Here is a 12,674-nt window from a genome sequence, read left to right as displayed (position 1 = left end):
GTGCCCGTCACCCGCCCCGCTCCGACCGCCGCACTCCGCGGCGGAGCGGTGGGGGCGGCTGCGGCGGCGCTCGCCATCGCCGCGCACGGTGTCGTCGGCGGCGGTTTCCCCGGCTCGACGGCCCTGACGCTGCTGCTCGCGGCGTGCATCGGCGTCGGCACGATCGTCGGTGGTCTGCCCGTCCTGAGCCGTAGTCGTACGGCGCTGCTGGCGGCGCTCGCGGCCGGTCAGGGCGCCGGACATCTCGCACTCACCGTCGCCTCGGACACGCACGCCCACGCCGGTGTGCCCGGCGCCGCGATGCTGGCCGCGCACGCCGCGGCCACCGTCGTGTGCGCGGTGCTCGTCCTCGGCGCCGAGGGCCTCTACGGGCCGGTGACCCGCGTGGTCCGGTGGGTCCTGGCACCGCCCATCCTCGCCGTCGAGTCGGCGCCCGCGCCCCTGCCGCGACCGCGCTGTCGTCGAGCTCCCCGTCCTGCTGTGCTCGCTGTCGGCCTGTCCCGGCGCGGACCGCCGGTGTACGCGTGACCCGCGTCCATCGCATCCCCCGCACAGAAACGACACCCGAACAATGAAACGAACCTTCTCCCGCGCCCTCCTCACGGTGGGCGCCGCCGGCGGCGCGCTGCTGCTGGCCACCGGCGTGGCGTCCGCGCACGTCTCGGTCGCCGCACCGGGCGCCGAGCAGGGCGGCTACTCCGTCCTCACGTTCCGCGTCCCCACCGAATCCGACACCGCCGGCACCACCGCGGTCACCGTGCAGTTGCCGAGCCTGAAGTCGGCGCGGACCGAGCCGATGCCCGGCTGGACCTCGACGGTCCAGAAGGACCCGGCGTCGAAGTCCGCGACGTCGGTGACGTGGACGGCCGATCCCGGTGTGAGCGTCGGGCCCGGACAGTTCCAGCAGTTCGTGCTCTCCGCCGGGCCGCTGCCCGAGCAGGGCTCCGTCGAGTTCCCCGCCACCCAGACCTACAGCGACGGCACCGTCGTGCAGTGGGATCAGCAGCCGAACCCCGACGGCAGCGAACCGGACAAGCCAGCCCCGACGCTGACACTCGCCGCGGGCAGCGGTGACGGCGACGCGCACGGAGCCGTGGACGCGACGGTCGCCGCCGACGAGACCACCCACACCACCGACACCACGGCCCGCTGGCTGGGCGGCATCGGCCTGGTCCTGGGCGCGCTGGGCGCCGCCCTGGGCATCGGCGCGACGATCCGGAGCCGCCGCTCATGAGCGCACACCGGATCCACCGCTTCCGCATCATCGCCGTCGGTTTCGTCGCGATGCTCGCGACGATGTTGGGCGCCAGCACCGCGTCCGCGCACTCGGCCGTCCTCTCCAGCAGTCCCGAGAACGGGGCGCAGATCGCGACCGCCCCGGACCAGGTCACGGTCACGTTCAACGAGGCACTGCAGGAGAAGTTCGCGTCGCTCACCGTCGTCGGCCCGGACGGCAACCTGTGGTCGAAGGGGGAGCCGTCGGTTCAGGGCGACAGCGTCAGCGTCCCGCTCGACGGCCTCGGCCCGGTCGGCGAGTACACGATGGCGTTCCGGGTGACCTCCGCCGACGGTCACCCCGTCAGCGGCACCCGGGTGTTCACCCTCACCCAGGAGGGCACCGGCACGCCGGGTCCGAAGGTCAACGGGCAGAACGAGTCCGGCGGCACCGACGATTCCGGATCGAACCTTCTGGTCTGGGGTCTGGTCGGCGTCGGCGTCGTCGTGTTCGGCGGCGGCCTGTGGTTCGCGCTGCGCAAGCCACGCGGCGAGAACTGACGGACCGGACACCACTCGGATGAGGACGGTGAGCATCGGCCGGCCCTGGCTGCTGTTCGCCGTCCTCACCGCTCTCGCCGGGGTGGCGATCGGATGGCTCCTCGCCACCCCCGACGGACCCTCCCCCACCAGCATCGTGCGGGTACTGGCCGTCGGCCTCGGCTCGACCGCGTTCGGTCTCGCCGCGTGGCAGTGGCTGCAGCGCGACGAGCGCCGCCCCGCCCTCGCACCCGACCTGCTGTGGCAGTCCACCGCCGCCGTGGCCGGCGCATGGACCGCGGCCGAGACGGTGCTGCTGATCCTCGAGGCGGCCGAGACGGAGGGCCGATCCCGATTCGCCGTCGCACCCGGAACCGTTCTCGACTTCGTCCGGGTCGTGAACACCGGGCGGCTCGGCGCCGCGACGGTGGTGTGCGCCGCGCTGGTGGCGCTGATCTCGGCGATCGCGTACCGCCGCGGCCTGCCGTGGCCCGCCGCGCCGGTCCTGGCGCTGGCGGGTCTGGCCCTCATCGCGCGTCCGATCAGCGGACACATGTCGCAGCAGACGCTGGGATCGCTGCTCGACGCCGGACACGTCCTCGCCGCCGCGACCTGGTTCGGCATGCTGGTGGCGCTGGCGCTGACCGCCCGATCCCGCGGAGCGTGGTCGACGCTGCTGCCGCGCTACTCGACCGTCGCGTGGCGCTGCGTGTGGGTGCTCGCGGTGACCGGCGTCGTCAACGCCGCGATCCGCCTCGGCGGCATCGCGCCGCTGCTGACCACCGGGTACGGCCGGGTGGTGCTCGCCAAGATCGCCGCGCTCGTGGTCCTGCTCTCCGCCGGTTGGTGGCTGCGCCGCACGTGGGTGGTCCCGGCCGCGGCACACCGGATGAGCGCCGACGCGTCGCTGCGCCGCGCAGTCGGCGAATCCGCCGCGATGGCAGTCGCATTCGGGCTGGCAGCGGCCCTGGCAACCACCGCCTGAAGCGGTCACCTACGGAGCCGCCGTCGCCTAGGATCCGTCACCATGACTGATACGCAGCAGAAGGGGTGGTGGTTCCAGGCCAAGCACGGACTCGACACGCGGGGGCCGTTCCCGCGACGACGACGTGGCTCGCTCGCCGAGGCAGCGTCCGGTCGGCGCGTGCTGATCACCGGGGCGTCGTCGGGCATCGGCCGGGCCGTCGCTCTCGACCTCGGCGCCGCCGGCGCCACGGTGTTGCTGGTCGCCCGACGCGAGCCGGAACTTCGCGAAGTCGTCGACGCCGTCACGGCCCGCGGCGGGAAGGCGTTCGCGTACCCCTGCGACCTGAGCGATGCCGAGGCGTCCGACGCGACGATCGCCCGGATCCTGGGCGACCACGACGGTGTCGACATCCTCGTCAACAATGCCGGCCGGTCCATCCGCCGCTCCCTCGCCCAGTCGTACGAGCGGGCGCACGACTTCGAACGCACCATGCAGATCAACTACTTCGCCGCGGTGCGCGTCATGCTGGGTGTGCTGCCCGGGATGCGGGAACGCCGCTACGGGCAGGTGATCAACGTGTTGTCGGCCGCGAACCTGTTCGGCGGTCCGGGCTACGGCGCCTATGTCGCCTCGAAGGCCGCCCTCGACGAGGTCTCGATGTCGTTCCAGGCCGAAACCCTCGACGAGAACATCACTTTCACGTCGGTGTACATGCCGCTGGTGCGGACCGCGATGATCGCGCCCAACGCGCAGTATCTGAAGGCCTCGGCGCTCACACCGGAGGAGGCAGCTCGGGTCATCTGCGACGCGATCGTCCACCGGCCGCGGCGGATGGGTCCCACGTTCGGACGCCTCACCCGGCTGGTCGACGCCATCAGTCCCGAACGCGCCGACGCCGCCCGGCACCGGCGGTTCGCCGCCGGGATCTGAGGCGCCTGCTCACCACTGCGGCATCAGCTCGGACTGTCTCTCGGCAACCATCTCCCGGATCGCCTGCAGCACCGTGACGGCCGCGGGTCTGCGCAGCCGTCTCGGCGCCAGGCACGCCGTGAACTCGAGGGTGATGGCGACGTCGGACTGCAGCACCCGCTGCAGGGTCGGCTCGCGCTCGGCCACGAATGCCGGAAGCAGTCCGATGCCGGCGCCGGCCAGTGTCGCCGCGGCTTGCGCCTGCACGCTGGTCGAGCCGAAGGTGACCTTGTGGTTGCCGGTGAGCTTCGTCAGCACGTCGAGGTCCTCGACCCGGAGCAGGCCCTCGATGTAGTAGACGAGCGAATGACCGTCCAGGTCCTCGAGCGACGTCGGCATGCCGCGTTCGGCCCGATACGCGTCGGAGGCGTACAGCCCCAGCCTGTAGTCCGTCAGTTTCTCGGCGCCGGGCCGTCCGTACACCGGCTCCCCGACCCCGATCTCGATGTCGGCGCCGGCCCCGAACGCACTCAGCCGTGTCTGCGTGACGATCTCGACGAGGAGATCCGAGTTGATTCGGTGCAGGTCGGCCAGCAACGGCGCGATGAAGTACGAACCGAACGCCTCGGTCGTGGCGATCCGCACGAGACCGGAGAGTTCACGCTCGCGGGGAGTGGTGCTCACCAGGTCGCGTACATCGGTGAGCGCCGATTCGATCTGCTCGCACGATCTCAGCAGCCGGTGGCCGAGGTCGGTCAGCTCGCATCCCTGGACGCCCCTCACCAGAACCGGTGCGTGCAGTTCCGACTCCAACGCCGACATCCGCCGGGACACCGTCGCGTGGTTGAGTCCGAGCGCGGAGGCGGCCCCGACGAGCGAGCCACACCGCGCGATTTCCAATAGCACCACGAGATCGTCCGCGCGCACATTGACTCCCAGGTCAGCTGTGCATTCATGCACAGCTTGTGTGTCGAAGAGGGCCTTTTCCAAAGCTGTAATCTAGCTCACTCTTGTCCGCACAGCCGACGTAGATATCTACAGCTCGGCATCGGACGGAAGGGCACCAGCATGAAGATCGGTTGGATCGGCCTGGGCAACATGGGGTTGCCGATGGCTGCAAATCTGCACAGCGCAGGCTACGAACTGGTCGGTTTCGATCTGTCATCCGACGCTCGCGAGGCGGCGGCCACGCAGGGCATCCCCACCACCGATTCGCCCGTCACCGTCGGAGCCGACGCCGACGTTCTGATCACCATGCTGCCCAAGGGCGATCACGTGCGAGCCGCCCTGCTCGACTCCGGCGCCCTCGCGGTCTCCGCGCCCACCGCGCTGGTGATCGACTCCTCCACGATCGCCACCACCCAGGCCGTCGACATCGCCGGGGCCGTCATCGCGACCGGTCGCCGTTTCCTCGACGCCCCGGTCTCGGGTGGCACGGCTGGTGCCGCGAACGCGACGTTGACGTTCATGGTCGGTGGCGCCGAAGCGGACCTCGACGAGGCTCGCCCGCTCCTGCAGTCGATGGGTGCGCGCATCTTCCACGCGGGCGACCTCGGTGCGGGCCAGAGCGCCAAGATGCTCAACAACATGATGCTCGCCGCGAACATGCAGAGCACGTGTGAGGCCGCGGCGCTGGCGCAACGTCTGGGCATCGCGCCGAAGACGGTCATCGAGATCGCCGGCGTCTCCACCGGCGACAGTTGGGCACTGCGCAACTACTACCCCGTCGGCGGCGCCGTCGAGTCGGCACCGTCCAGCCGGGACTTCGCGGGCGGCTTCGCCGTCACTCTGATGCGCAAGGATCTCGGCCTCGCGCTCGACGCGGCTGCCGCACACGGAGTCGACGCCGCGGCAACCGCCGAGGTTGCCCGGCGACTGGACGTACTCGCCGACAACGGTTTCGGCGGGCTCGACTTCTCGGCCCTGGTCCGGCTCGTCGACGGTACGGTCGGCGCCACCGGTTCCGCACCGGAGGGGGTTCGGTGACCGCACAGTTGACCGACCCGACCCCCGACGCACCGAAGCAGAAGACCCCGGCCGGGTTCCATCGGATCGTCGCGGCCTCCATGGCCGGAACGGTCGCCGAGTGGTACGAGTTCTTCCTCTACGGCATGGCCGCCGCGCTGGTCTTCGGCGACGTGTTCTTCAAGGCGACCGGCAATCCCCTCGACGGTGTGATCGCGGCGTTGCTCACCTACGCGATCGGCTTCGTCGCCCGCCCGATCGGCGGCATCATCTTCGGGCACTACGGCGACAAGTTCGGCCGCAAGAAGCTGCTGCAGGTCTCGCTCCTGGTCATCGGTGTCTCCACGTTCCTGATCGGCGCCATCCCGAGCTTCGACCAGATCGGCTATGCCGCACCGATCATCCTCGTCCTGTTGCGTTTCATGCAGGGCATCGCGATCGGCGGCGAATGGGGCGGCGCGGTGCTGCTCGTCGCCGAGCAGAGCCCCGACGACAAGCGCGGATTCTGGTCCAGCTTCCCGCAGGTCGGTGCACCGTTGGGCAATGTGCTGGCCACCATCGTGCTGCTGGTGCTGTCCTTCGCCCTCCCCGAGGCCGCGTTCCTGTCCTGGGGTTGGCGCGTGGCGTTCTTCTTCTCCGCGTTCATCGTGCTGATCGGCTGGTTCATCCGCACCAAGGTCGAGGACTCACCGATCTTCAAGGACGCCAACCAGGAACAGCCGCAGGCCGAGAGCACGTGGAAGGCGATCAAGCGGGTCTTCCAGGCCCGCCCCCGCGAGGTGCTCACGGCCATGGGCGCCCGCGTCGTCGAAAACATCCTGTACTACATGGTCGTCACGTTCTCGCTTACGTACCTCAAGGTCCAGCTCGACGTCGACACCTCGACCATCCTGACCCTGATGCTGGTCTCGCACATCGTCCATGCCGGGATGATCCTGGTGTTCGGCTGGATGTCCGACAAGGTCGGCCGACGCCCCGTCTACCTGGTCGGCGCCACACTCGCGTCCGTCTACTGCTTCATCGCCTTCCCGTTGATGGACACCAAGTCCGACGCGCTCATCCTTTGTGCCATCACGGTCGGACTGATCATCCACGCCATCATGTACGCCCCGCAGCCGGCGCTGCTCTCGGAGATGTTCCCGACGCACATGCGCTACATCGGCGTCTCGCTCGGAGCCCAGGTCACGGCGATCTTCGCCGGCTCGCTGGCTCCGGTGATCGCGACCATGCTGCTGCGCACATTCGACAGCTGGGTCCCGATCGCGATCTACGTCGCGGTCGCCGGGCTGATCTCGATCGTCGCGGTCCTGTTCATGCGTGAGACCAAGGGCACATCCCTGGCGGCACTGGACGACGAACACCGCGCCCGCTTCGGCACCTCCTTGTGAATTCCGCTCCACCCCTGAAAGGTTCATCGATAATGCGCACCATCCCCCACTGGATCAACGGGGCCCCCGTCGCCGGCGGCACCGACATCATCGACGTGGTCGACCCGGCCACCGATCAGCCGGTCGCCACCGTGCCGATGGCGGACCGCGCCACCGTGGACGCCGCGATCGCCGCCGGCCTGGCCGCCTTCGACGGCTGGGCCGCCACCCCGCTCTCAAAGCGGGCCCAGGTGCTTTACCGATTCCGGGAACTGTTGCTGGCCAACCGGTCCGAGCTCGCAGCAATTATCACCGAGGAGCACGGCAAGACCCTCGACGACGCAGCGGGCGAGATCTCCCGAGCGGCCGACTCCGTCGAACTCGCCTGTGGTGGACCGGCACTGGTCCGTGGCGGCACATCACTGCAGACCGGACCGAACATCGACACCAAGTCGGTACTGCACCCGCTGGGTGTGTGCGTGGGCATCACGCCGTTCAACTTCCCCGCCATGATGGGCATGATGATGGTGTCGGTGGCTCTGGCCTCGGGCAACACCTTCGTCTGGAAGCCGAGTGAGCAGGATCCCGGCGTGTGCCTGCGCATCGCCGAACTGTTCAAGGAGGCCGGCCTGCCCGACGGCGTGCTCAACGTCGTGCACGGCCGCCAGGACGCCGTGGAGCAGCTGATCGACTCGCCCGACACCGAAGCAGTCGCGTTCGTCGGCTCGAGCAAGATCGCGCACGTCGTGTACTCGCGGGCCGCGGCCGCGGGCAAGCGCGTTCAGGCCTTCGGTGGCGCGAAGAACCACATGATCGTGATGCCGGACGCCGACATGGACGTCGTCGCCGATCAGCTCACGTCCGCGTGCTTCGGCGCCGCCGGTCAGCGCTGCATGGCGATCTCGGTCGCGGTGGTCGTCGGCCCCACCGCCGAACCGCTGTTGGAGAAGGTGAAGGAACGCGCCGAGCAGGTCCGCCTGGGCGCCGGCGGCGAGGCGGGCACCGAGGTCGGGCCGGTGATCAACCGCCAGTCGCAGGAACGTATCCGGGCAGCGGTCAAGGAGGCGATCACCGGCGGCGCCCGCGCCGTGGTCGACCGCAGCACCGAAGAGGTGCCCGGCTACGAGAGCGGCTACTTCATCGGCCCCACCGTCCTCACCGACGTCGACGTGTCCTCGCCCGCCTACCAGGAGGAACTGTTCGGTCCGATCCTGGTGGTCCTGCGCGTCGACGCCCTCGACGACGGCCTGGCCCTCATCGAGAACCACCGCTACGGCAACGGCGCGTCGATCTTCACGAGGGACGGCGCTGCGGCCAACGAGTTCGAGCGGCGCGCGTCGGCCGGCATGATCGGCGTCAACGTGGCGATCCCCGTTCCCGTCGCCGCATATGCAGTGCAGGGCTGGAAGGACTCCGCATACGGGGACACCGGCCTGAACAACGCGTCGTGGAGCTTCTACACGCGGCCCAAGTACGTCACGTCGCGCTGGGACAGCGTCGCCGGAACCGACTTCGGGTTCCGCCCCAACTGATCGGCGCGACAGCGTAGCGGAGCGGGCGATGACCGTCGGGGCATCGCCCGCTCCTCCGTCGTTTCCACCCGGGGCCGACAGACCCTGTACGCCGCGCGGTACGGCAATTAGTGTCGGAAGTACACAGGTCGAACAGGCCGAGGAGATGATTCGCCATGTCGATCACACCGAACATGTCGATGGAAACCCACCCGGACATCGTCGCGCTCCGCAACAGCTACGACGAACTCGGCGAGGGGCCGGCCCTCCAGGTCGCGGAGGGATTGATGGTGCTGGCCGGTCTCTACGCGGCGGCGTCGTCGTGGATCGTCGGTTTCAGCGGGCAGACGTCACTGATGATGAGCAACCTCATCTGCGGTCTCGCCGTGACGCTGCTGGCCGCCGGGTACGCGACCACGTACGGGCGCACGCACGGGATCGCCTTCGTCGCACCGCTTCTGGGGGTGTGGCTGATCGTGTCGCCGTGGTTGGTCTCCGGGGTGAGTACGAGCACTGGGATGATCCTGTCGAACGTCATCGTCGGTGCCGTGATCGTCGTGCTGGGCGCGGCCGGCATGGCGATGGCGATGACACGGCGACGCGCCGTCCGCCAGTAGTGCCGGATCACCCCGACCGCCGACCGGTGCGGACGATCCAGTCCGTCGGAGTCGCGGTGCTAGCGGTGCTGGTCATCGCGGTGACGCTGTCGCTGACGGGATCATTCCTGCTGGCGGCGGCGTTCGGGGTGGCGTGCGCAATCGGCGTCGCCGCGGTCCTGCTGCTGTGGCAGGCCCTGCCACCCACCGACGAGTGAGCCCCCGACGACCGAGCCCCGCCTACGCCGTGGCGTCGGCAGCGTCCTCACGCCGCCGCGGCTGCAGCTGTGTGGCCGCGACCAGTCCTGCGGCGAGGAATCCGGCCGCCACGAACAGCGACCACCGGGTGGCGTCGGCGAACCCGTCGGACAGCGCGTCGGCGGTCGAAGGTCCGGCCGGGCCGAGCTTGCCGTGGTCGCCCTGCTCACGGATCGGCGGAATGGTGCCGCCGGCCGATTCACGGGTGCTGTCGACCAGTTCCGAGGACACCTGTGGCGGCAACGCAACCGGCTCGAGCCGGTCGGTGAGGCTGTGTGCCAGCCCCAGCGACAGGACGGTGCCGAGGATCGCGGTGCCGAGCGCAGCACCCAACTGGCGGACGGTGCTCTGCGTCGCGGACCCCTGCCCGGATTCCTCGGTGGGAATGTCGACCAGCACCGTGCCGGTGAGCTGCGCGGACGCCAGGCCGAGGCCGAGTCCGTAGATCGCGAGCAGCAGCGCCAGCAGCCACGCCGCCGACGTCGGACGCAGGTACAGCGCGAACGCGAGGACGCCGATCACCTCGAGTGCCAGGCCGAGCATCACGGTGCGCGGGGCACCGAATCTCGCGGTCACGTGCCGGGCCGCGGCACCGGAGGCGAACGCTCCGAGAGCCATCACGGCGAGCACGTAGCCGGCGCCGAGGGTGCTGAGTCCGTACGCATTGACCAGGAACAGTGGCAACACCAGCAGCAGACCGAACTCACCGATTGCGACGGCCATCGCGGTGCAGTTGCCCCAGCTGAACGTGTGGAACCGAAACAGCGCGAGGTCCAGGATCGCCGAGTGCCGGATCTTGGCGCGATGCCGTTCCCACACCACGAACCCGACGAGCGCCACGGCGCCGACCGCTGCCATCACCGGCGTCGCGGAGATCGGCGCGGTCTCCGGCCAGGTCGCCCCGAACACGTGGAGGTCGGCGATCGGCGTCCACCAGCCGAGCGTCTGCCCCTCGATGAGGGCGAAGATCAACGCGCCGAACCCGATTGCGCTGAGCAGCAGGCCCACCACGTCCAGCCCCGGGACGGTGATCTTCGCGCGGGTCTCCGGCACGGTGAGGAACGCGCCGATGATGACGAGGATGCCGATCGGAACGTTGACCAGGAAGATCCACGGCCACGTGAACGACGTCGTGAGCCAGCCACCGAGCAGTGGGCCGACGGCCGCCATGCCCGAGATCACCGCGCCCCACACGCCGAACGCGATGGCCCGGTCCCTGCCCCGGAACGTCGCGTTGACGGTCGAGAGCGTGCACGGCAGCACCAGCGCTCCGCCGACGCCCTGCACGACGCGGGCCACGATCAGTGCGGTGGAACTCTCCGACGCCGCGGCCATCAGGCTGCCCGCGATGAACACGACGACACCGATGATGAACAGCATCCGCCGTCCCAACCGGTCGCCGAGTCGTCCGGCGGTGAGCAGCAGCGCCGCGAACACCACCGCGTAGATGCTGTTGATCCACTGCGCGTCGGTGAGGTCCAGGCCCAGTTCGTCGATGATCACCGGGAGCGAGACGTTGACGATGGTGCCGTCGACGACGATCAGCGACAGCCCGGCAGCGAGCACCCCCAGACCGATCCAGTCCCGCCGCCCTACATGAGGTTCGACCTCCGCCGAGTCCATGGTCATCGCTGCACCCTCCTCCGACGATGTGGCGCGCCATCGTTCGACGCTATCGCGATTCCAGCAGAGAAGACGGTTCCGCGCTGACGAATGACGGCCACAATTCGGGCATTTCAATCTTTCGGTTGAATCCGGACGGCACTCAGGTGAAGGCGATGACCTGTTCGCCCCACGCCTCACGGAGCGGTCCGTCGAGGTCCCGGACCACCCGGTCGTGCTTGTCGATCACGAGCGTGGCCCGGCCGAACCTGTCGTACGCATCCCACTGCGGCTCACCGTCGAGCCCCACCGGCACTGCATGTTTCGCGAACTCGATCCACCGGTGCTGCATCCGGGCCGATACCCGGCGGCCCGTCGCCAGGCCACCGAGCAGGTAGGTGACCTCCTTGGGTCCGTGCGCGATATTGCCGAACACGTACGGCAGTTCGGTCGCGTGGGTGGCGCCGATCTTCAACGCCCGGAGCATCGGGGTGGCGTAGTCGAAGCGGTACAGCCAGGTGGGGGCATACCTGCTGTGCGCCTCCACGATCCACAGTGCCGGCAGGCGGAAGCCGAAATCCCGGGTCAGCCCCGAAACGTCACTCTCGGTGGCCAGGCCCGAGTACGCCGCCTCGATCCGCGCCTGGTCGGGCAGTTCGACGCCCGGGTGCTCGGCCGCGATCTCCGCGAACATCGTGCGGATCACGTCGGGTTCGATCGGCATGAGCGGCGACTTCATCAGCTTGAACAGCGACGACTCGTCCTTGTTGGTGCCGATCAACAGAGGGATCCGCTCGGCGGTACCGTTCCAGAACGAATTGACCGGATAGTCGGGAACGAGTACGCCGTCGACGATCGGAACGTAGGCCAGGGTCCCCGGGGTCTCGCGAGGAACACGGGCGAACAGTTCCTCCGATGCGGCGAGGAGTTCGTCGGTGGTCGCCGACATCAACCGATCTGCGGCATCAACTGCGCCGCCGAGGATTTCCAGGAACATGTTCGCCACCTGCGCGGCCCGATCCTGGTTGTAGACCGAGGTGGCCGGCGAGCTCTCGGCGATCGCCCGGTGGAACAGGCCGTGCGCGGACGGCATCGTCATCAGCGTCGTGACGGCGCCGCCACCGGCAGATTCACCGAACAGCGTCACCGCTTTCGGGTCGCCGCCGAACGCGGCGATGTTCGCCTGCACCCAGCGCAGCGCGGCGATCATGTCCTGCAACGCGACATTGGCGTCGAAGCGGTGCTCGTCGGTGCTCAACGACGAGAAGTCGACGAATCCGAACACCCCCAACCGGTAGTTCAGCGTCACCACCACGACATCGCCGTTCTCCGCCAGTGCACGCCCGTCGTAGACCGGTTGGCTCGACGCACCGCGGAAGTAGGCACCGCCGTGGATCCACACCATCACCGGCTTGCCCGCGGCCCCCGTGGTCGGCGCCCACACGTTGAGCGACAGGCAGTCCTCGTCCATCCGGATGTCGTCCCCGAGCGGGATCGCGGCGAGCCGGCTCTGCGGTTCGACGGCGCCGAACCGGTCCGCGTCGAACACCTCCGTCCACGGCTCGGGCGACATCGGTGCCTGGAATCGACGGTCCCCGGTCGGTGCGGCCGCGTAGCGAATTCCCTTCCACACGTTGACCTGTCCGTCGGTGGTGCCGCGCACGGGTCCGTGGGTGGTGTGCACGACGGTGGCGCTGTCGGGGGCGATGAGTGTCATGTCGTTGACTCCTTCGGGTCGGCGGGA

13 protein-coding genes are annotated in these 12,674 nt (G+C 69.2%); 10 read left to right on the top strand and 3 right to left on the bottom strand.

All coding sequences use genetic code 11. The features are described 5' to 3' along the window. From IJ15_RS0121300 to IJ15_RS0121280, 5 genes are read left to right on the top strand one after another with little or no spacing between them, the layout of a single operon-like run. Positions 1–528, top strand: coding sequence for a hypothetical protein (locus IJ15_RS0121300; protein WP_031940363.1), 528 nt, complete (start codon positions 1–3; stop codon positions 526–528). 43 nt (positions 529–571) lie between these two features. Further along, the gene (locus IJ15_RS0121295) at positions 572–1,234 is read left to right on the top strand and encodes a YcnI family copper-binding membrane protein (protein WP_031940362.1); all 663 of its coding nucleotides are present in this window, start codon (positions 572–574) and stop codon (positions 1,232–1,234) included. Continuing rightward, entirely contained in the window at positions 1,231–1,776 is a 546-nt protein-coding gene (locus tag IJ15_RS0121290; RefSeq protein ID WP_031940361.1) for a copper resistance CopC family protein, read from the top strand. Before IJ15_RS0121295 ends, IJ15_RS0121290 begins: the two co-directional genes overlap by 4 nt. 19 nt (positions 1,777–1,795) lie before the next feature. After that, the gene (locus IJ15_RS0121285; RefSeq protein ID WP_031940360.1) at positions 1,796–2,740 is read left to right on the top strand and encodes a copper resistance D family protein; all 945 of its coding nucleotides are present in this window, start codon (positions 1,796–1,798) and stop codon (positions 2,738–2,740) included. A 42-nt stretch (positions 2,741–2,782) separates the two neighbouring features. Next, entirely contained in the window at positions 2,783–3,652 is an 870-nt protein-coding gene (locus IJ15_RS0121280) for an SDR family NAD(P)-dependent oxidoreductase (protein WP_031940359.1), read from the top strand. A gap of 9 nt (positions 3,653–3,661) precedes the next feature. Here IJ15_RS0121280 and IJ15_RS0121275 read toward each other — a convergent pair whose 3' ends face one another. Further along, positions 3,662–4,540 (bottom strand): LysR family transcriptional regulator, encoded by an 879-nt coding sequence (locus IJ15_RS0121275; protein WP_231569621.1) that lies wholly within the window; start codon positions 4,538–4,540, stop codon positions 3,662–3,664. Between the two features lie 159 nt (positions 4,541–4,699). On the opposite strand from IJ15_RS0121275, the gene mmsB reads away from it, so the two are divergent. From mmsB to IJ15_RS0121250, 5 genes are all read left to right on the top strand, one after another. Beyond that, a complete protein-coding gene (mmsB, locus tag IJ15_RS0121270) occupies positions 4,700–5,617 on the top strand; it encodes a 3-hydroxyisobutyrate dehydrogenase (protein WP_031940357.1) in 918 nt (305 codons plus the stop codon). Next, positions 5,614–6,984 (top strand): MFS transporter, encoded by a 1,371-nt coding sequence (locus tag IJ15_RS0121265; RefSeq protein ID WP_031940356.1) that lies wholly within the window; start codon positions 5,614–5,616, stop codon positions 6,982–6,984. Before mmsB ends, IJ15_RS0121265 begins: the two co-directional genes overlap by 4 nt. 32 nt (positions 6,985–7,016) lie before the next feature. After that, complete coding sequence (locus IJ15_RS0121260; RefSeq protein ID WP_031940355.1) at positions 7,017–8,495, top strand: CoA-acylating methylmalonate-semialdehyde dehydrogenase; 1,479 nt, start codon at positions 7,017–7,019, stop codon at positions 8,493–8,495. Positions 8,496–8,650: 155 nt separating this feature from the next. Further along, positions 8,651–9,091 carry an SPW repeat protein gene (locus IJ15_RS0121255; protein WP_031940354.1) on the top strand — a complete coding sequence of 147 codons (441 nt, stop codon included), beginning with the start codon at positions 8,651–8,653 and terminating at the stop codon, positions 9,089–9,091. 26 nt (positions 9,092–9,117) lie between these two features. Next, positions 9,118–9,288 (top strand): hypothetical protein, encoded by a 171-nt coding sequence (locus IJ15_RS0121250; protein ID WP_156112175.1) that lies wholly within the window; start codon positions 9,118–9,120, stop codon positions 9,286–9,288. Positions 9,289–9,310: 22 nt separating this feature from the next. Here IJ15_RS0121250 and IJ15_RS0121240 read toward each other — a convergent pair whose 3' ends face one another. Both IJ15_RS0121240 and IJ15_RS0121235 read right to left on the bottom strand, forming a co-directional pair. Next, positions 9,311–10,957, bottom strand: coding sequence for a DHA2 family efflux MFS transporter permease subunit (locus IJ15_RS0121240; protein WP_031940352.1), 1,647 nt, complete (start codon positions 10,955–10,957; stop codon positions 9,311–9,313). A 136-nt stretch (positions 10,958–11,093) separates the two neighbouring features. Beyond that, positions 11,094–12,647 (bottom strand): carboxylesterase/lipase family protein, encoded by a 1,554-nt coding sequence (locus IJ15_RS0121235; protein ID WP_031940351.1) that lies wholly within the window; start codon positions 12,645–12,647, stop codon positions 11,094–11,096. Positions 12,648–12,674 lie beyond the last annotated feature (27 nt).

This window comes from Prescottella defluvii (genome assembly GCF_000738775.1).
Classification (GTDB): domain Bacteria; phylum Actinomycetota; class Actinomycetes; order Mycobacteriales; family Mycobacteriaceae; genus Prescottella; species Prescottella defluvii.
This window is presented reverse-complemented; position numbering and strand designations above follow the sequence as displayed.

Coding starts and splice junctions, on each gene's coding strand:
- IJ15_RS0121295 (WP_031940362.1), top strand. CDS start 572: ATGAAACGAACCTTCTCCCGCGCCCTCCTCACGGTGGGCGCCGCCGGC.
- IJ15_RS0121290 (WP_031940361.1), top strand. CDS start 1,231: ATGAGCGCACACCGGATCCACCGCTTCCGCATCATCGCCGTCGGTTTC.
- IJ15_RS0121285 (WP_031940360.1), top strand. CDS start 1,796: ATGAGGACGGTGAGCATCGGCCGGCCCTGGCTGCTGTTCGCCGTCCTC.
- IJ15_RS0121280 (WP_031940359.1), top strand. CDS start 2,783: ATGACTGATACGCAGCAGAAGGGGTGGTGGTTCCAGGCCAAGCACGGA.
- mmsB (WP_031940357.1), top strand. CDS start 4,700: ATGAAGATCGGTTGGATCGGCCTGGGCAACATGGGGTTGCCGATGGCT.
- IJ15_RS0121260 (WP_031940355.1), top strand. CDS start 7,017: ATGCGCACCATCCCCCACTGGATCAACGGGGCCCCCGTCGCCGGCGGC.
- IJ15_RS0121255 (WP_031940354.1), top strand. CDS start 8,651: ATGTCGATCACACCGAACATGTCGATGGAAACCCACCCGGACATCGTC.
- IJ15_RS0121240 (WP_031940352.1), bottom strand. CDS start 10,957: ATGACCATGGACTCGGCGGAGGTCGAACCTCATGTAGGGCGGCGGGAC.
- IJ15_RS0121235 (WP_031940351.1), bottom strand. CDS start 12,647: ATGACACTCATCGCCCCCGACAGCGCCACCGTCGTGCACACCACCCAC.